Origin of the sequence: Methylocaldum sp., from assembly GCF_035627495.1 — a bacterium.
Classification (GTDB): Bacteria; Pseudomonadota; Gammaproteobacteria; order Methylococcales; family Methylococcaceae; genus Methylocaldum.
The window spans coordinates 76,238-95,840 of the sequence record NZ_DASPLO010000158.1 but is presented as its reverse complement, the minus strand read 5'-3'; the positions used below and the strand labels follow the sequence as shown (position 1 = coordinate 95,840).

At 60.3% G+C, this 19,603-nt stretch carries 13 protein-coding genes; all 13 read right to left on the bottom strand.

Annotation, left to right across the window (positions count from 1 at the left end):
- Positions 1 to 386 precede the first annotated feature (386 nt).
- The 13 genes from VEB01_RS13585 to VEB01_RS13525 all read right to left on the bottom strand — a co-directional run bounded on the left by VEB01_RS13585 (position 387) and on the right by VEB01_RS13525 (position 19,270).
- Positions 387 to 2,627, bottom strand: coding sequence for a polysaccharide biosynthesis tyrosine autokinase (locus tag VEB01_RS13585; RefSeq protein ID WP_324876298.1), 2,241 nt, complete (start codon positions 2,625 to 2,627; stop codon positions 387 to 389).
- A 141-nt stretch (positions 2,628 to 2,768) separates the two neighbouring features.
- The gene (locus VEB01_RS13580) at positions 2,769 to 3,917 is read right to left on the bottom strand and encodes a polysaccharide biosynthesis/export family protein (protein WP_324876296.1); all 1,149 of its coding nucleotides are present in this window, start codon (positions 3,915 to 3,917) and stop codon (positions 2,769 to 2,771) included.
- Between the two features lie 31 nt (positions 3,918 to 3,948).
- The gene (locus tag VEB01_RS13575; protein ID WP_324876295.1) at positions 3,949 to 5,376 is read right to left on the bottom strand and encodes an undecaprenyl-phosphate glucose phosphotransferase; all 1,428 of its coding nucleotides are present in this window, start codon (positions 5,374 to 5,376) and stop codon (positions 3,949 to 3,951) included.
- A 363-nt stretch (positions 5,377 to 5,739) separates the two neighbouring features.
- Positions 5,740 to 6,258: an REP-associated tyrosine transposase gene (locus VEB01_RS13570; protein ID WP_324876293.1), complete on the bottom strand. Its 519-nt coding sequence runs from the start codon at positions 6,256 to 6,258 to the stop codon at positions 5,740 to 5,742.
- 122 nt (positions 6,259 to 6,380) lie between these two features.
- Complete coding sequence (locus VEB01_RS13565; RefSeq protein WP_324876291.1) at positions 6,381 to 8,198, bottom strand: autotransporter family protein; 1,818 nt, start codon at positions 8,196 to 8,198, stop codon at positions 6,381 to 6,383.
- Positions 8,199 to 8,376: 178 nt separating this feature from the next.
- Complete coding sequence (locus VEB01_RS13560; RefSeq protein ID WP_324876289.1) at positions 8,377 to 9,096, bottom strand: response regulator transcription factor; 720 nt, start codon at positions 9,094 to 9,096, stop codon at positions 8,377 to 8,379.
- Between the two features lie 242 nt (positions 9,097 to 9,338).
- Positions 9,339 to 10,994, bottom strand: coding sequence for a sensor histidine kinase (locus VEB01_RS13555; protein ID WP_324876287.1), 1,656 nt, complete (start codon positions 10,992 to 10,994; stop codon positions 9,339 to 9,341).
- A 470-nt stretch (positions 10,995 to 11,464) separates the two neighbouring features.
- Positions 11,465 to 12,334 (bottom strand): SDR family NAD(P)-dependent oxidoreductase, encoded by an 870-nt coding sequence (locus VEB01_RS13550; RefSeq protein ID WP_324876285.1) that lies wholly within the window; start codon positions 12,332 to 12,334, stop codon positions 11,465 to 11,467.
- A gap of 289 nt (positions 12,335 to 12,623) precedes the next feature.
- Positions 12,624 to 13,778, bottom strand: a complete 1,155-nt coding sequence (locus VEB01_RS13545; RefSeq protein WP_324876283.1) for a sensor histidine kinase — start codon at positions 13,776 to 13,778, stop codon at positions 12,624 to 12,626.
- Positions 13,775 to 14,371 carry a chemotaxis protein CheB gene (locus VEB01_RS13540; protein ID WP_324876282.1) on the bottom strand — a complete coding sequence of 199 codons (597 nt, stop codon included), beginning with the start codon at positions 14,369 to 14,371 and terminating at the stop codon, positions 13,775 to 13,777. The genes VEB01_RS13545 and VEB01_RS13540 overlap by 4 nt, the downstream gene beginning before the upstream one ends.
- Positions 14,372 to 14,400: 29 nt before the next feature.
- Positions 14,401 to 15,219, bottom strand: coding sequence for a CheR family methyltransferase (locus VEB01_RS13535; protein ID WP_324876367.1), 819 nt, complete (start codon positions 15,217 to 15,219; stop codon positions 14,401 to 14,403).
- A gap of 8 nt (positions 15,220 to 15,227) precedes the next feature.
- Entirely contained in the window at positions 15,228 to 18,347 is a 3,120-nt protein-coding gene (locus VEB01_RS13530) for a response regulator (protein ID WP_324876280.1), read from the bottom strand.
- A gap of 233 nt (positions 18,348 to 18,580) precedes the next feature.
- Complete coding sequence (locus VEB01_RS13525; protein ID WP_324876278.1) at positions 18,581 to 19,270, bottom strand: protein-methionine-sulfoxide reductase heme-binding subunit MsrQ; 690 nt, start codon at positions 19,268 to 19,270, stop codon at positions 18,581 to 18,583.
- Positions 19,271 to 19,603 lie beyond the last annotated feature (333 nt).

Genomic DNA, 19,603 nt, shown 5'->3' with positions numbered 1-19,603 from the left:
ATAATGCTCAACCCCGAAGCAGGCTGCGATAAGGCGGTCGCCGTTCCCGCCAGTGGAGTGCGGATAGAGTTGTTTAAGCGAACAAAGATGTGTGTTTTTCTCCCGTTTGCCGCGCCGAGCACCGGAGCTTTCGGCGGGAATAACCCGTAAGGGGCGCAGAATGGATTCTGCGCGGCGATCGAGGGTCATGGATGACCCTTCGATCGCCTCCCGCCGAAAGCGAGGAGCACAGGAATCAAGCGGCAATCGGGTGCCCTTTCTTTTGGTTACTTTTCTTTGGGCAAGCAAAGAAAAGTAACCCGCGTGCGGGGCGGCTCCCCGCTTTAAAACAAACTCTCGCCGAAGGCGAACATCTCCTTCTCCCAACATAGAGCCGAAACCTCCCTCTAAACCGCCCTCGGATACGCATACCCGTAATACGGATAATACGACGAACCTTCCTTCATATCGTTGATGATGAAGCCGTTCGGCTTGATGCCCACGTGCTGGAACCGCCGGAAGCTGACTTCCAGCTCCTGCGCGGTGTAGCGCCCTTCCTTGACCACCAGGAACGTGGCGTCGGCGTGCTTTCCGATGATGGCGGCGTCCGTGGCGCCGAGGATCGGCGGCGAGTCGATCACGATGTGGTTATAGAAGGCCTTCAGATCCTCCAGGATCGATTCCAAATCGCCGAGCACCAGCAATTCTGCCGGATTGGAGACATTCCGCCCTTTCGAGATGAAATCGACCCCCACGCCGGGAAGACTGGTGATCACCTCGCCCAGCGAAGCCGACCCGCTGAGGAGTTCGGAGAGTCCCTTCTCCTTCTGGACCGAAAAGGCCTCGTGCAGCCGACCATTCCGAAGGTCGGCGTCGATGATCAGCACCCGCTTCTTGATGCTCGCTAAAAGCGCCGCCAGATTCGAGCTGACGAAAGACTTGCCCATGCTGGGCGCGGGACTGCTGATCATGATGACCTTGCTTTCACTGCTCGCCAGGGTGGCTTCCAGCGTTGTCCGAAGACCGCGCAACGATTCGACCGAGATGTCGTGAGGTTCCTGGCTGGCCAATACGCCCGGTTTATCCTTGTGTTGATCGATCGATCTTGCGAGGCGCTTCTGCTTCTTGCTGTGCGGTATCGCCGCGTAAAGGGGAATCCCGACCCGGTATTCCAGCAGCGCGGGGTAATTGTCATGGCGCTGCAAGGAGTTTCGCAGGAATACGATCGCCGAACCCGAGGTCAAACCCAGCACGGTGGCGATGGCCAACAAGAGAATGGGCTTCGGCCAGTACGGCTTTTCCGGTATCACGGCGAAGTCGACGATGCGGGAATTGCCGATCGATCCGGCCGCGGCGACCCGCTGTTCCTGGGCGCTGTTCAGCAGCGAGGTGTACAGCTCGGTGTTGACCTGGACGTCCCGGGATAGCCCTACCATGTTTTGCTGCGTGCGCGGCAGGTCCTTGATGCGCTTGTTCAGATCCGACAGCTTGCGGTCGACCCGGCTGATCTGGGCCTTGGTGGCGACCATGTCCGGATGCGCGTCCTCGAGACGCTGGCTCTGTTCCTCGTACTTTTGTTTGAGCTGGATGCCCAGGGTTTCCATTTCCGCCGTCTGCTTCAGCAACACCTCGGCCTCGGTGGAGATGTCGACCGCGCCATGCTGTTGCCGGTAAGCGCTCAACGCCTGCTCCGCCCGTTCCAGGCGCTCCTTGATGACGGGCAGTTGGCCCTCCAGAAAAGCCAGTTTTTGCCCGGCTTCCGCCGACTCCCAATTGACCGTCGCATTCACATACGTAGTGGCGATGTCGTTGACCGACTTGGCGAGCTGCTCCGGATCGCGCCCTTTCAGTTCGACATTGAGAATATCCGTGTCTTTGGAGGCTTCCTTGACGGTGATCGCCTTCTTCAGTTTCTCGATGGCCGTCAATTGGCTCTTCCGGCTCAGATCGAAATGGGTGCCGGGATGGGCCTTGAGCTCCGAAACCTGGACGACCAGGGGTTTGTCTTCACCCATGTCGACCTCGACGGCATCGCCTACCCGCCCCTCGGCCAGCGGTTCATCCTTGGGGCCGAACAGTCGAAAGCGCGCCCCTTCGAGAGCGATCAAGGTGAAATCTTTCCCCAGGTAACGATCCGGAACGGTGAAGCTGGCGATCTTGAGCTTTTCGCCCCCCCAGGCCCAGCGGCCGAAGCCCCACCAGGCGTCCGCCACACCGTCATGGGCGTCGTGCCAGCGCGCGAGCGTCTCGCCGACGAGAGGGAAATACCGGGGCGAGACTTCCACCGTCAGGCTCAGCCCGTCCACGACTTTGCCGAGGACCGAGCGCGACCGGAGAATTTCGACTTCCCGCTGCGCCCTCGGGTTTTCCGCCTCGGCCGGGGACTTGCTGGCCTCGCTGCGGAGGGGGGCCGTGAGCAGCGCTTTGTTCTTGTCGATCCGCAGCAGGGAATCCGCCTTGTAGGTGCGGGGCGCGAAGATCAGATAGACCATCGTCACCAGCAAGACCGACGACAGCGTCAACAGGATGATCTTCTTGCCCTCGAGAAGCAGGTCGACATAGTCCCTGATGCTGACGCTCGGCTCCTCGAGCCGCGACAAGTTCGGTGGCGGAAGCAAGCTAATCTCGTTTTGACCATGCATATTCATGACTCAATCCACATATTGATGGGGTTGAAAGAGGCCGAAGTCCGTTCGCGCCTTTGAAACAATTCGCGGAACTATTTGCCGGGAACGGCTGACGCCCCTTCGGCCGGGCTCAGGACAGGCTTATCCCGGCCTACGAACCCGTCAGAACCCGTAGAACGCTCCGCGCGTCATGACTTGGCTAAACGACGATGGCAGCAACTGGTTGAGCACCCTCGACCATTGGGTGACGCCCGCCGTACCCACGAAAACAATGTCGTGCGGCTTCAGCGAAAATTGCTCCGCCAGGATCATGGCATCGGGCGATTCCCCGTTGAGCTGGAAAATTTCCGGCTTGGCCTGTCCGGCCCGAATGATGTAGATCTCCTCCGCATTGGAGGTGTTGAAATCGACCCCGTTGGCCTCCGATATCGCCTGAGCGAGCGTCAGTTTGCCCTTGTGGATTTGCAGCGACTGCTGCCGGCCCACTTCGCCCGTGACGAACACCTTGCTGTTGTAGCGATCGGGCACATTGAGCACGTCGCCGGGCATCAGCTGCAGGTTCTGGCCATTGTTGCCCTGTTCATAAAGAGCCTGGAGGTTGATCGGATAGAGCTTGTCCCCGCGCGACAAGGTCACGTGACTCAAATCCGCCTCCGCGGTCACGCCGCCCGCGCGGCTGATGGCTTCGGCGATATTGAGCGGCGTATCCACCATCGACTGGACGCCCGGATACTTCACTTCGCCGACCACGTTGACTTTGTGGGCCTGGAACGAGATCACGCGCACGTCGAGCTTGACCTTCTTGAAATATTTGGAAAGCCCCTGGCTCAAGAGGTCTCTGATCTCGGACACGGTTTTATCCGCCACGTGAATGGTGCCGATGTAGGGGTAGAAAATCGTGCCGTCATCTCCAACGGCTTTGCCCGCCAGTTCGGGAAGAATCTTTTCTCCACCCGGATCGTTGAGCTCGGGGTGATCCCAAACCGTGATCTGCAACCGGTCGTGCAGCCCGACCCGGTACGGCCCCGCCTCCGAGCTCGGCAGAGAGAGTTTGCTGGCGTCTTGCAGCCTCGCGTTTTCCCGCTCGATGATCAAATCGGCGGTGATCGGAACGATATTCACCTTTTCCTTGACCAGCTTGCCGTCCTTCATGACCGGCACGGTCGCGTCCGAGATATCGCTGCCCTTCTTCATATCCATACCGGGCGTCAGCGAGCAGCCAGGGAGAAAAACGGCCAGCCACAGCGCCAGAATCCCGGCCAGCGCCCCCGGCCTTCCGGCCGGCGAATTCAAGGATGACGATGCAATCATGGATTTTTACCCCTTTCCCGCGAGACCCACATCAGTAGGCATTCTTGTTTACGAAGCCGGACACGACGGTTCTCATGGCGATTTCCAGATCGAACCACACCGACCAATGCTGGATGTAGTAAAGATCGTGCTCGATCCGCTTGGTGAGGTCGGTGTCGCCGCGCCAGCCGTTCACCTGAGCCCAACCGGTGATGCCGGCTTTCACCATGTGCTTTTTCATGTAATTCGGCACCTGGTCCTTGAACACTTCCACGAAATCCGGGCGCTCGGGCCGCGGGCCCACCAGCGACATGTCGCCCTTGAGCACGTTGATCAGCTGCGGCAACTCGTCCAGGCTGGTCTTGCGCAGGAAAGCCCCGAACGGCGTCGCGCGGTTTTCGCCGGGCTTCGCCCAGACCGGCCCTGATTTAGACTCCGCATTCACCGGCATGGACCGGAACTTCAGCATGACGAACGAGCGGTTGTTCCAGCCCACCCGCTCCTGCCGGTAGAACACCGGACCCGGCGAGCTCAGCTTGACCCCGGCGGCGACGACCAGCATCACGGGACTCGCCACGATCAGCAGCACCAGCGCCAAAAGACGGTCTTCGATTTCCTTGATGTAGCGATTGATGCCGTGCAGGGGCGATACGGAAATATCGAGCGTCGGGATGCCGGCGACTTCGTTCAGGTTCAGGAATTTGCTCATCTTGAAGGCGAAGCAGTCGATCACCAACCGAATGCTGACCGGGAGATGCCGCAATTCGTGAAGCACCTGTTCCGCACGCGATTCGCCTTTGAACGGAAACGCCACCCACACTTCATCGACGGCTTCGCGCGTCACGAGAGCAGCCAAATCCTTCAAACCGCCCAGCCGGGGCAACGAAACATCTCCGGCCAAAACCCTGGGCTTGGAGCGGTCATCGACATAGCCGATCACCTGCAAACCGGCCCACGGCGATTCGTTCAACTGCCGGCTCGCGGCGATCGCCATCTGATTCAGCCCGACCATCACGATACGACCTTGCGGCCAGCCCCGTGCGCGCAATACCTGCAGCACCCGCGAAAGCACCGCCCGCGAGAGAATGACGAACAGAAAACCCAGTACCCCCCAGGTCGCAATCCAGCGATAGCTGGAACCGAGCCAGACATGCAACCGGACCAGGGCGACGATGGACACGACCGAGATCAAGGTGAATAGCCAGGCACGCAGGATCCGGACGACTTCTCCCCGCATCGCATCGTTCCGCCAGGGACGATAGATCTGCCCGATCTCGAAGAAGATGATGGCCCCCAGAATGCCTAGCGCGATCACGACCCGGTGGTCCTGATCGATGACCAGCTTCTGATGCCAGAAATAAAAGGCAACCCAGGCAGCGGTCAGCAGCATCGTGATGTCGAGAAACCTCAGCAGCACGATCACCGTGTGCCCATACTGTTTGAAAAGTCCTTTGAATATGTTTCCAACACCGAGTGGCATGTTCGTGAACCTCTTAATTACTTCTCGTAATATCAAGAGGGCTGCTTCCGTTGCACATCCTTGCGCAGTAGGTGTTTTTACAACCTCGGGAGTGGAAGCAGCCTTCGATCACTAGCCTACGGGAGCAACATGAGCGAACAGCCGAGGGAAAAATTAAAATCAGATGAGGATTGGATTATTTTTGGAAGAAGGTTTTGATGCGGATGGGAAATGCCGGCCACATTGCCGGAAACGCTATCGCTTATTCCGGTATCTACCATCTTTTGGAGACAGGGGGTGTAGGCCGGGATAAGCCTGTCCTGAGCCCGGTCGAAGGGGCGAAGCCGTTCCCGGCGGAATACCCACGGCCTTCAGAGTGTCGGTTTACTCGAGCTCCATTCCGCGGATATTCTCAGGCTCGCTCGCGCCCCAAGCCGCCTCGTACCATCCCATTTTCACAAATCGTCTGAATGAACCGGGTTCCCATTCGAGCGGCGCGGATGCGAGCCCGTGTTTGGCCGGGTTGTAATGAATGTAATCGAGATGCCGGCGGAGATCCTCTTCGTCCCGAATCCAATGTTCCCAATAGCGGGGTTGCCAGAGGCTTTTCGAACCGTCCTTGTTTGCCGGAGCCGGCACATGCCGTGAAAAATCGGTTTTGATCATCTGCCAGCGCGCGGAAAAGTCGGTATCCCCAACCGGCAATCGCCACAGACAATGCAGATGATCCGGCAAGACCACGGCGGCAATGATTTCGAAAGGGCGGAGTGTCCTTACATAACGGAATGCCGAGCGCAGCTTTTCGACATTTTGATGGTCCGCGAATAATGGCCGCCGTCCGTGAGTAACGACGGTGAAAAAGTAGGTCCCGCCGGGACGATAGAGCCGCCGATAATCGCTCATACTTCGGATGATGTTACAAACCAGTTTGCCGGAAACGCTGCCGCTTATTCCGGCCTACACAATGTTGTAGTTGTAGGCCGGGATAAGGCGTCAGCCGTTCCCGGCGTAACATCGCGTAATGTCTAAAACGAAATTCTGACGCCGGCCTCGACGATATGGCTGGAGACGGCCTGCTGGCCCAGGCGCGTTTCGTAGCGCAGAAAGGCGGCATTGCCGCCGGGTAAGGTGGCGGCCAACGAACCGCCCAGATTGAAATAATCGCGATCGGGGGTCGAGTTGGAGATGGAAAAGCCGCCGGTGCCGAGAGTCGCGTCTGCGAAGCGGATTTTGGTGTCGCGCGCGCCGTTCTGATACTGATGCTCCCACTCGAAGCGAATCGACGGCGTCAATACGGCCCAAGGCAGGCTGAACGCCCGGCCGAACTGCGCGCCGAGGTCCGTGGTCAGGGAATGGTCGTCCTGGCTGCCGAAGGCCAGGCCCAGGCCGCCGCCGCCCTGTTCCCGGTAGGCGTCGATCTGCAGCTTGGCATACTCCATGCGGAGATACGGGTTCAGGTTCCATTCGCTGATTGCGAGATCCTTGCCGAAACTGACGGCGAAACCGTATTGGTTGCCTTCCGGATTGCTGCGCGCCCGCGACGAGAACCCCGTATAGCGGATATTGCGCTTCATGTCGTAGTCGTGCCGGGTGAAATTCCCGATCCAGTCCACGTAAAAATCCTCGGGCAGGTAATAGCTGCCATAGAAGGAACCGTGGTACGAATCGGTGTCCATGGCACCGGAATTTTGGCTGAAGACGGCAGACGTCCCGTCGTAACCGAACGCCAGCCCCAGGATCAACTGATCGGTCAGCCGATAGTCGGCGCCCAGGGTAAGGCCGCCGGTAGTGAACCGGTAGCCCCGCTCCGCACCGGTGTTGTCCCGATCGCCGCCATTGAACCGGCCTTGCACGAAAACTCCCAGGGGGCTGTCCCGCAACGGATCGTCGGGCCCGTCGCCCGCGGCCCCGCCGGACTGGTTCCGGAGCGCGCGGGCAATCGTGTCGTAGGAGATCTTTCGGCCGTCAATATTCATTGCCAGGTCGAACCCACCGTTGCCCTGGCGCAGCAGGGTCAGGCGCTGCTGCAGGTTGGCCGTGCGTCCGGTGCCGATGCGCAGGGGCATGCTGGTTTGGGAAGCCACTTGTTCGGGGGTGATTTGGCTCAGGGCGGCGATCCTCTCGGCGTCGGTCAGTCCGGAACCCAAGAGATCCGAGCAGCGCTGCGCCAGCTCACCGGCGGCGCCGTCACAGGCGTTTACCAGGGCATCGGCCACGGACCGCTGGTTTTCGGTGAGTCCGGGAAGTTGGTTGAGCGGTGTTGCCGTAGGCTCCGGAGGCGGTGGAGGCTCCGGGGGCGGCGTAGGCGGCAAAGGCGTGATGGTGATGGTGACGGAATTTGCCGGGAACTGGGCGGCGGCGCAGGGTCCATCACCGTTATCGAGACAACTCAAGCTGAGTGTGAATGCCCTTGATGAAGTCAGGCTCGGATTGTTCACGATGGGAATCGTGACGGTCTGGGTTTGCGTCGATGCTCCTCCGCGATCGAAGCTCACCGATCCGCTTACCCCGGTATAGTCCGACGGAGCCGTCGCGGAACCGTCGAGCGTGATCCAGTTCACGTCCAGAGTACCGGTTACCTGTTCACTCGGCCCTCGCGAATAGGTGAGAGTGATGTCCACCGTCCCGGCATCCGTGGCCACGGATGCCGCTGTGGGATTGATCGCGACGGCATCGCCCAGCGCCAGGTCCTGGTATCCGCCCAAGGCGATCGCAATGGCCGCGAGCAACCATCGCGGAGGTACTGCGAGAAAAAAAAGGAGTCCACTCGGACTTGAGCCTTCCTTGCGGGAAATTCCACCGCGAAACGCGCCTGCGTACAGGCAATAGGTAACCCCGTTCATGAAATACATCTGGTGATGAGTCCGAAGCAATCGATTTGCCTAAAAATTTTCGGCGCGTAGGTTACCGGCCCCTGAAAGCCAAGTTCAACCGCGCAGGCATTGCCGTAGTCGAATTGTAGGCCGGGATAAGCCTGTCCTGAGCCCGGTCGAAGGGGCGAAGCCGTTCCCGGCGCCTTGCTCAAGCCTCCGCTCCGTCCTGGGCAATCACATCGGATTCCCGCGAGGCATCGAGCTTGTAACCGTAACCCCGGACGGTTTTCAGAAGCTTGTGATCGTAGCCCTCGTCGATCTTCCGCCGCAGTTGGCGGACGTACACATCGACCACGTTGGTCATCGGGTCGGCGCTGTAGCCCCAAACCTGCTCCAGGATTCTCGTCCGGCTCAGAACCTTGCCGGGAGCCCTCATGAAACTCTCCAGCAATGCGAACTCCTTGGGCGTGAGGTCGATCAGTTGGTTGCCGCGCCGCACCTCGTGAGTCTCCTGGTTCAGCACCAGGTCGGCGATGCGGAGTTCTTTGGGCTCTGCCTTGAGCCCTCCCCCGCGCCGGCGCATCAGCGCTTCGATGCGCGCAAGCAGTTCCTCGAACGAAAAGGGTTTGGTCATATAGTCGTCCGCCCCGGAGCGGAGACCGGTCACCTTGTCCTGCACGGTATCCATGGCCGTAAGCATCAGTATAGGTGTGTCGATAAGGCCGGCGCGCAGGCGCTCGCACACTTCGAGACCGGTAAGATCGGGCAGCTTTCGATCCAGGATGATCAGTTGATAAGCCGCCGCCGTACCGAGCGTGGTCGCCTCTTGTCCCGTGCGGGCGACGTCCACGTTGTAACCTTCGGCCTTCAACCCTCTCCTGACGAACTCAACGATACGCTCGTCGTCTTCCACCAGCAGAATATCCAAGCTCTTGTTACCTCGGCTAAAAAGCGTTTTATTGAATGAGCCATAAAAAGTTCCGTCCCGAAGCCGGCAGCGAACGGATGTCCGCTACAGCTTCGGAGATCCCTGGGAGAATTTTCCGTTTGGTAGTGCCACGTCCACGCTGAAGTTGTGCATACCCCTGTGGGAGCGGGCTTTAGCCCGTGATCTCGGGCGCTCTCCAGTCACGGGCTAACGCCCGCTCCCGCAAGAAAATATCCATTGAATTATGCGGCCGATTCCCGAACGTACTCTTGGGTAACGTCAAAATCGCCGGCACTTGCCGCAAGAGCGCTCTCGCTCCATTCAACTTGCGGCAATGTGACGGCAAATGTCGTGCCAGAGACCTCCGCGCTGTCCGCGGAAATCTGCCCGCCATGCGCCGCCACGATGGCCTTGGCGACCGGAAGTCCGAGGCCGGTGCCGTCATCGCTCGAACGGCGGGCGTTCAAGCTGCGGTAATAGCGGTCGAAGATCATCTCCAAATCCTTGGCGGGGATGCCGATGCCGTGATCGTTGACGCGCAAGGTCGCTTCCGTTCCATCGGCCGCCAGATCGATGGCGATCCGCCCGCCGACATTCGAGTACCGGCAGGCATTGTCCCCCAGAATGAAAATGATCTGCCGAAGTCGCTGCTTGTCGCCGCGGACCCACACCGGCGTATCCGCTACGTTCAGGGTCACCACGATCGATTTGTCTTGCGCCAGCACGCGGATGTCCTCCGCCGCGTTCACGACCAGTTCGGCGAGATCGAGCGTTTCCCACTCGAACTGCATGTGAGCGGTCTCGGCCCGGGCGAGGAACAGAAGATCGTTGACCAGCTTGCCCAGTTGCAGCGACAGCTCGTGGACCCGCTGCAAGGATTCCTTGTACTCCTCGGCCTCCTTGTTTCGACCCCGCAGCGTGACTTCGGCCTCGCCGCGGATCACCGTGATCGGCGTGCGCAGCTCATGGCTGATGTCGGCGAAAAACTGCCGCCGCGCATGGTCCATGCGTTGCAACTCGCCGTTGAGGTGGTTCAGCTCGAGCGTTCGCTCCGCCACCTTTTGCTCCAGCACGGCTCGCGCCTCGCCGAGCTTCCGCTGCTGAACTTCCAGCTCCTGGGCCATTTGGTTGAAGTGCTTGGCCAGATAGCCGAACTCGTCGCGGCTATCGATGGCGATGCGGTAAACCAGATTGCCCGCGGCGATTTCGTCGGTGCCTCGCATCAAGGCCTCGATCGGCTTCCGGATGCCTCTAAACAGCAAGGCTCCCGCGGCGATGCTGAAGACCACCGAGACGAGCGCCGTGCTGATGGAAATCCAACTGGAAAGCCCGACCAGCCCCATCAATCTCTCCCTCGCCACCAGGGCCTGCTCGCGCTCGCGGTTGATCGCGTCATCGATGAGCGGGTCGAACTTTCGGTCGATGTCTTCCTCCAGCACCTCCGACAGCAGCAGCAATGCCGCGTCGCGCCGGTCTTCCTGGCGCAGGCGGTCGACCTGGTCGAACCGGTGCATGCCGGCTTCGAGCGAAGCGCTCAGACGGGCGATGCTGTCCAGCTCGCTCTCGCGTCCCCGCCAGGCTTCGATATCGCCGGTTCCGTCTATGTCTTTCGCCGTGGCCTTTCTCAGCCGCTCGATGGCATCTTGCAGACGCTGCCGGGACATTTCCACATCGGCCGCAGTACCTTGCCGGTCGACCAGGAGCAAATCCATGCGCTGCTTAAAATAACGATAAGCTTCCCGATACAGTTGCTGGTACCGGTCGAAAGCCTCATAGGCCATCTGGCTGCGGGACGAGTACAGGGCAATCTTGTGAGACCCCCAGTACAGCGTAAAACCGAGAACGAAGACAAAACACAAGGAGATGGCGACAACCAGCGCCAATCTAACACGCAACATGAACTATCCCACCCGAAGGATGAAGCAGGGCGTGCCCTGCATGGTGTTGTAATCGAATTCGGATTCCGTCCGACCGTTATCGTCACACGATAAGCAACAACAAGCCTTCCCAAGCTTCGGTTTGAGGCATGGTAATACTAAAAGCGCCGAATGCCGAATTTAGCGGGATCAAGGCAGACGCCAGAGATCGTAGGTTAGGATAAGCCCTTCGGCCGGGCTCAGGACAGGCTTATCCCCGCCTACAACTACAAATGCGAACCGGATTTTAGAGCGCTAAGATCTCGTAAGGTCGGCAATCCTTTGCCGACAAATGCGTCTGGCTGGTCTTGACTCCCCCGGGCCGGGGAAGAGTTATGTTGCGCCATGTCAATGCGAGTGAGACCCGCTTTGCTGGGATTCGCTTCGCTCTTCCCAGCCTACCCAGGCTCTCGAACGATAGGTTAGGCTCTAAGGCAAAGGCTGGCGTGAGTCTATTTCCGTTCGAACGGCACCATCCGCGAGACCGCCGCATCCCACACGCGATCCGGCATCAGGCCGTGCAACACGGACATCAACTTGGAAGGCGCGCCGACATGGTAACGGGTATCCGGCTTCGATGCCGTCGCCGCCTCGACGATGACTTCGGCAACCTCCTGCGCCGTCAACACCCCGGTTCTGCCGAACTTGAGCATTTCCCGCGTCGTCTCGGCGAGATTCTGCTTGAACACGCGGTAGGGACTGTCCGCCCCCGTGTCGGGAATGGTGCTGACCGCCACTTCGGCGAAATTGGTGGCGACGGGCCCCGGCTGGATGTCCACCACATCGATGCCGAATGCGCTCGCCTCCAAGCGCAGGGTTTCGTTGATCGCCTCCACCGCGTGTTTCGTCGCGTGGTAGAAACCGGCTCCCGGCTGGCTGATTTCCCCGGCTACCGAACTGACATTGATGACGCGGCCCCGGCCCGCTTGGCGCATTCCAGGCAGCACGAGCTGGCACATCCGGACCAGCCCGAAAACATTGACCTCGAACTGCCGCCGTACCGCATCCATCGGCACCTCTTCGAGAGGCCCGTATTGACCGTATCCCGCATTGTTCACCAGGACATAAACAGGTCCATAACGATCCTCGGCAGTTTTAACCGCTTCCCGCATCGAGGTTTCGTCCGTCACGTCGAGCTGCGCCGTCTCGCAGCCCTTCGCCTTCAACTCCTCGATATCGGCGAGCCGGCGCGCGGTCGCAACGGTCAAGAATCCGGCTTCCCGGAGAGCAGGGGCGGTCGCCCTCCCGATGCCCGACGACGTGCCGGTTACCAAGGCGACGAGTTTGTCTTCCGACGCGGGATTGATTCGTGTATCGGCCATGACGCGACTCCTCCTTGCTCAGAACTCGAAACAACAGGTGATTTCGAGATTAGACAGAATTCGTCTTCAGGTCTCCTTCTTAGTGCCTGTCAAAAGAACCTGTAACGACGTTCGCCCTGGCCGGGGGATGAGTATCGTTCCATTCGCCGTAACGGCAAAGAACGTAAAAAATTCCTTAAGGAAACTCTGAACAAGTGGATTTCGTTCATGGTTCGACAAACTCACCACGAACGAAATCAATACGTTGCCGTTCGTCCTGAGCCTGTCGAAGGACTTAATCAGAGCTTCCTTAAGGCAGCAGCGGCAACCATACCAAGAACTCACTCCCCTTCCCCGGTCCTTCGCTGCGCGCCTCGATTCGTCCTTGGTGCAGCTCCACCAGTTTTTTGACGATGGCCAAACCGAGTCCAAGCCCCCCTTGAGAGCGGTCCAAAGTCCTCTCCGCTTGAGTGAAAGCATCAAAAATCTGCAACAACAACGGTTGCGAGATGCCTTCTCCCGTGTCCTTCACACGGATCAGGGCTTCACCGTTTTCCCGTGTCACGGTCAGCCAAATGGTCCCTCCCGTGGGCGTGTATTTGGCGGCGTTATTCAGCAGGTTCGAGATCAGTTGTGCCAGGCGCTCGCCGTCCCCCATGAGCGTAATGGGCGTGTTCGGGACCGAAACGAGCAAGTCATGCTGACGGGACTGAATCAGGGGCCGGCTGCTTTCCAGGGCTTGATCGAGAACCGGGGCGATTTCGAGTTTCTCTTTCCGCAACGTGATCTTGCCCTGCTCGATCCGAGAGATATCCAGGAGATCGTCTACCAAGCGGGCCAAATGGCCGACTTGGCGGTCGAGGACCTGCTGAACCATCTGGAGCCTTGGGTCCGACACATTCATTCTTTTCATGATTTGTGCGGCATTTGTGATTGGTGCCAGCGGATTCCGGAGTTCATGGCCGAGCATGGCCAAAAATTCATTCTTGCGCCGATCAGCCGCCTTTAGCGCATTCTCCATCTGCCGGCGTTCCGCGAGCGCTATTTCCAGCTCGCGCACGCGTTCGGCAAGCTGCCGCTTTTGCCGGTAGAGCTGCATGAAGACGGCAACCTTGCTGGAGAGGACGTGAGGATCCAAGGGCTTGAACAGAAAGTCCACGGCTCCCGAGTCGTAGCCTTTGAATATGCGCGTCTGGTCGCGGATGCCGGCGGTGATGAAAATGATGGGGACCTCGCGGGTACGCTCGGTTCCGCGCATCAGTGCGGCCAGTTCGAACCCATCCATCTCGGGCATCTGCACGTCGACGAGCGCAAGCGCCACCTCGTGATCGAGCAGGAGCTCCAATGCTTGCTCTCCGGATCGGGCGCATAGCAGGTCGGCCTCATGCCCGCGCAACAGGCCCTCGAGCGCCACGAGATTCTCCTTGCGGTCGTCGACCAGCAGGATTTTCGGTTTGGCCATCATGGCATTCCTCGTTGCTCGGCCGCTCCACCGCAGCCCGCCGCCTGGAGCAGGTGCTCGCGAATGTCCCTGGCCGGCAACACCCGGGCGTGCTTGCATAGGGCAATGGCGGCGTTCGGCATTGCGGGACTTGAGGCGTCTTCCGGGGCCTGGATGATGGCGAGCCCGCCGGCATCCTCGATGGCTTTGAGACCTTGCGCGCCGTCGGCATTCGCACCGGAGAGCAGGATCCCGATCAGTCGGGCGCCGAGAGCATCGGCCGCGGACTCGAACAGAATGTCGATGGACGGCTGGCTGAAGTTGACCGGTTCGTCCACCGAGAGGGCGAACGCCAACCCCCGGTCGATGAGCAGATGATAGTCCGCCGGAGCGACATAAATCATCGAGCGTGCCATCGGCTCTTTATCCAGCGGCTCCTGCACCGGCCGACCTATCTGGGTCGCCAAGGCCTCGGCCAGCGCACTGGGCTTGCGCCGCGGCAAGTGCAGGACGATGACGATGGGGATGGTGAACTCGCCGGGCAAGTCGGCGAATAAGGTCGAGAACGCGTCGAAAGCTCCGGCAGAGCCGCCCACCACGATCGCTTCGGCTTGCATCCGAGTTACTGGTTGTGGGATCTCGGGTTTCATCGCTTTTGGTAGATCCTTTCCTCGCGTACGAACTCGCTGAAATCCACGGCCTGGTTCGAGAAACTCAGCGTCTCCTTGGCGCCCAGGCCCAAAAAACCTTTTCGGCAAAGCGAATCCCGAAACAGCCCGATCGCCCGATCCTGCAATGCGCGGTCGAAGTAAATGAGGACGTTTCGGCAGGTGACGAGATGGACCTCGGCAAAGACATTGTCGGTCGCAAGGCTGTGGTCGGAAAAGACGATGTTTTTGCGCAGGGTCTTGTCGAACACGGCCGAGCCATAGCCGACCGTGTAGTAGTCGGAGAGCGACGCGCGTCCGCCCGCCGCCTGATAGGCCTCGCTGAACTGCGCGATCCGGTCCAGTTCGTAGATGCCCGCTTTGGCCGTTCGGAGGGCTTCCGCATTGATGTCCGTCGCATAGATCAGGGTGCGTTCGAGCAGCCCCTCCTCGCGTAACAGAATGGCCAGGGAATAGACCTCCTCGCCCGTGCTGCAGCCGGCGACCCAGACCTTGATGGAGGGATAGGTCTGCAGGAACGGAACCACCTTCTCGCGCAGCGCCCGGTAGAAGGAAGGGTCGCGAAACATCTCGCTCACCGTGATGGTGAGAAATGACAAAAGCTCCGGGAAGACCTTGGCCTCGTGCAGGACTCGCTCCTGGAGCCCCGACAGCGACCGGCAGCCGAACCGGTCCATGGCCTGGGACAGCCGGCGCTTCAGGGACGCCGTCGCGTATTGGCGAAAGTCGTAGTGAAACCTGAGATAGATGGCCTCGAGGAGGAGCTTGAGCTCGATTTCGAAGCTGCCGTCGTGCATGGCGTCCACTACTTGGGCATCCAGACCTTGATGAGCGAAATCAATCTCTCGACATCGAGAGGCTTCGCGATATAGTCGTTGGCACCCGCCTGAAGGCACAGCGCGCGGTCGTCGGGCATCGCCTTCGCGGTGAGCGCGATGATCGGCAGCTTCTTCCATTCGGGGCGCTTGCGGATCTCCCGCGTTGCGGTGAGACCGTCCATCTCCGGCATCATGATGTCCATGAGAACCAGATCCACCGCGGTGTCGGGCTCGTGCAAGGCGCGCTCGAGAACCTCTAGCGCCTCCTTGCCGTTGCGGGCGATGCGCACCTTCGCGCCCTTCGGCTCGAGTACGCTCGACAGTGCGAAAATGTTGCGCACGTCGTCCTCGACTACCAGGATGTTCCGGCCCTCGAGCGCCGCCTCCCGGCTACGCAATTCCCGCAGCATAAGCTGGTGCTCCCGGGGAAGCCGGGCTTCGACCTGATGGAGAAAGAGGGCCACCTCGTCAAGCAAACGCTCGGGCGAGCGGGCGCCCTTAACGATGATCGAACTGGCATAGCGGCGCAGCCGCTTCTCCTCCTCCCGCGTCAGCGTCCGCCCCGTGTACACGATGACCGGCGGGAACGAGAACGCCTCGCCCGTGGCCATTTTGTCGAGCACATCGTAACCCGACATGTCGGGCAGGCTCAGGTCGAGGACCACGCAGTCGAAGCTGGCCTCCTTCAACCGGCTCAGCGCTTCGCCACCGGTTCCGACCGGAATGACTTCGACGCCCTCGGTGCGGAGGAGGTGATCGAGGCTCTTGCGCTGGGCCGCGACGTCCTCGACCACCAGAACGCGGCGTACGTTTTGTTCGAGTTTCTGCTCCAGCTTCCGGAAAGCGCTCACGAGTTGCTCGCGCATGACTGGCTTGAGCGCGTACCCGATCGCGCCCATCTCGAGGGCTTGCTGGGTATAGTCGGCGATCGAGACCACGTGCACCGGGATGTGGCGGGTCGCGGCGTGGCCTTTGAGGCGTTCGAGCACGGCGAGACCTGAGTGGTCCGGCAGGTGGATGTCGAGGACGATGGCACTGGGCAGGAATTGCTCCGCGAGCTCGAGGCCCTCGCCCGCGCTGGCCGCGATCAGGCAGCGGAAGCGGAGTTCGCGCGCGAGATCGCACACGATGCCTGCGAAGGCTTCGTCGTCTTCGATGATGAGGATGCTCCGGTCGTTCGGCGCCAGATGCTCGCGATCGTCGAGCAACGGTTTTCTCGGCGGCTCGGTGGGCGGCTTCCGCGCGGGCTTTTCGGGACTCGGTGCCGAACTTCCGGCCGCCGGACGGACCTTCCGCAGGGGAATCACCTCCGCTTCGGAAGGCGGCTCCTGGCCAGTTTGCTGTACAAATTCGATGGGAAGAACGAGCGTGAAGGTGCTCCCTTTGCCGGGAGCGCTCTCCACCGAGAGCTCGCCGCCCAATCGGTGCGCGAGTTCCTTCGAGATGGCCAGGCCGAGACCGGTGCCCCCGTGCTTGCGTTGGGTAGTCCCGTCGGCTTGCCGGAATGCCTCGAAAATGGCGTCCTGGTGCTCGGGAGGGATGCCGATGCCGGTATCGCGGACGGCAAAGCTTACCCGGTTCGGGCCGGCCTGCGCCACGCGCAGGCTGACCTCGCCCGCCTCGGTGAACTTGCAGGCGTTCGAGAGAAGGTTCCTGAGGATCTGCTGCAGCCGGAGCGGATCGCTGGTGATCGCACCCGTCGTCCCCGGCTCGACGAGCGCTTCGAAAGCGAGGTTCTTTTGGGACGCCACCGGCTGGAAGGTCCGCTGGAGCGTCTCCACCAGACTACCGAGTTCGATTGGCTCGGGCTGTATCTCCAGGCGGCCCGCCTCGATGCGGGAGAGATCGAGAATGTCGTTGATCAGGTCGAGCAGGTCGTTGCCCGAAGAGTAAATGACCGAGGCGTACTTGACCTGATCCGGCGTCAGATTGCCGTCCTTGTTGTCGGCGAGGAGCTTAGCGAGGATAAGCGTGCTGTTGAGCGGTGTGCGCAACTCGTGGCTCATGTTCGCCAGGAATTCCGACTTGTATTGGCTGGCCCGGGCGAGTTCGTCCGAGTGCCTTAAAAGCTCGATCTGTGCCCGCGACAGCTCGTCGCGCCGTTCCTCGAGTTGGACGTTGATTTCCTCCAACTCGGCATTCTGCGCCTCGAGACGTGCCTGCGATTCGGACAGCGTCCTGCTCTGGCTCTCGAGTTCCTCGTTGGCGACCCTCAGCTCTTCCTGCTGTCTTTGCAACTCGCCGGCCAGCCGCTGCGTTTTCGCAAGGAGATCCTCGAGCCGGGTCCGATACAGGGACGAGCGAATCGCGCTGGCTACCGGCTCGGCCATGGCGCCGAGAAGACCCATGTCGGAGATGCCCACCGGATGAATGAAGCCGAGTTCGACCACCGCCTTGACCTTCCCGTCGATGATCGCCGGCGCCACGACGAGGTGCCTCGGAACGGCCTCCCCGAGTGCCGACGAAATCCGCAGATAGCCCTCGGGAAGGTCATCGAAGCGCAGAACCCGTTGATCCTTGACCGCCTGGCCGATGAGCCCGTCGCCGGGCTCGATGAGCTCGGGACAAGCCAAATCCGGTCCCACGGCATACGATGCCAAGCGGCGAAGGTCGCCTTTCTGGTCTGCCGCATAGAGAACGCCGACGGGGGCTTCGAGATACTCGCAGAGAAAGCGCAGGATATTGTCGCCCAGACTCTGAGGATTCTGCTCCCCCTGCATGCGGACGCTTAGATCCCGCTGCCCGGTGCGGATCCACTCCTGCTCGCGAAGCCTGAGCTTCGCGCGGATCGTATGTCGAGCGACCACCGCCACTGTCCAGATGGCCAGCACGCCCAGGGTTCTGTTCAGCCATGAAATTGTTATCGGGGTGTCGATGGCCGGCAAGGAAAGCAATCGGCCGGCAACGATCAAAACCGTTGCGGCGAGGGCCACGAGCAGGGGCATCCGCGGGTGCCAGACAAAGAGGCTGAGAGCGACCGGAACGAAGTAGAAGGCCCATATCGCGACACCGGGCGGGGTCAGAACATCGCTCGCGAAGGCAACCGCCAAGCTGAGAACGATGGCGACCTCGATTACCGGAGAGCGCTGTTTCTCGAACCTTGTCATCGCGCGGCTCCCGGCTCCCCAGAGGCGACGCGCGGTTCCTTGCCGATGGCAAGGATGGGAATTTCCAGTAACACTATGTTTTTCCGGGAAAGGATAGGAGTTTCAACAGGCGCTGGGCCTTTCCGGGGAGAGAGTGCGTCTTGGGCAAGGTGCTGTCAAGCAAGAAAAGATCCAAAAAGCGGATCGGGAAGCCGAAACGGGAGAGATCTGGCAGCCCGAGCTGACAAGCAGGTCTACGGCGAAGTCTCGGAGCGGGCATTTCCACTCAAAGCCGGTCGGCGCGGCGATGTTCGGTTCGCCGCCGTATTGGCCGCAGCACCTGGTCCCCGAACCGCGTAGATCACTCGAAATCCCAGCAATATAGCCAAGATGGCGGCATCGACGGCGGGCGCGGTGATATCTTTCTTGACCAGCCACCAGAAATGCACGACGCCGAGGATGGCAATCACATAAACGAGCCGGTGCAGCAGCCGCCAGCGCTTCCCGCCGAGCCGGCGGATCATGCCATCGGTGGAGGTGACCGCCAGCGGTATCAGCAACAGGAATGCGGTAAATCCCACGGTGATATAAGGCCGTTTGGCGATGTCTTTGACGATTCCCGGCCAATCGAAGAACTGGTCCAAGACCAGATACGTGAAGAAGTGAAGGCATCCGTAGAAGAAGGCGAACAGCCCCAGCATCCGGCGAAAGCGGCCCAGCCAGGGCCAGCCCGAAATGCGCCGGAGCGGCGTCACGGCCAAGGTGACGAACAGCAAGGTCAAGGTCCAGTAGCCCGTGGTCCGGGTGATCTTCTCGATGGGATTGGCCCCCAAGTGATCGAGTACGGCATTGCCGATCAGGTTGAACAAGGGGATCAACAAGATCGGGAAGAGCCCCCGCTTGAGGGCGGTTAACGTCTTGGGACTGGGATTTCGAATATTCATACCTTATATAAGAGCTTGCCAAGCCTTTGTAGGCCGGGATAAGCCTGTCCTAAGCTTGGCCGAAGGAGCGAAGCCGTTCCCGGTACTCGACGAACGAAAATGCCGGAAACGCTTCGCTTATTCCGGCCTACACGCTGTATAGTCCCGTTATGGCACGCCCGAGCATCGCCGCCTGGAACCGGACCAGCCCGAAGGGGCGCGCAATGGATTGCGCGCGGCGGCAAAGGCACAGGGAACGTGCCTTTTGTCGCCCCCGGTTCCAGGCGGCGACGCGCAGGACTAGCGCGCCATCCGGGTGCCCTTTCTTTGGGTTACTTTTCTTTGGGCAAGCAA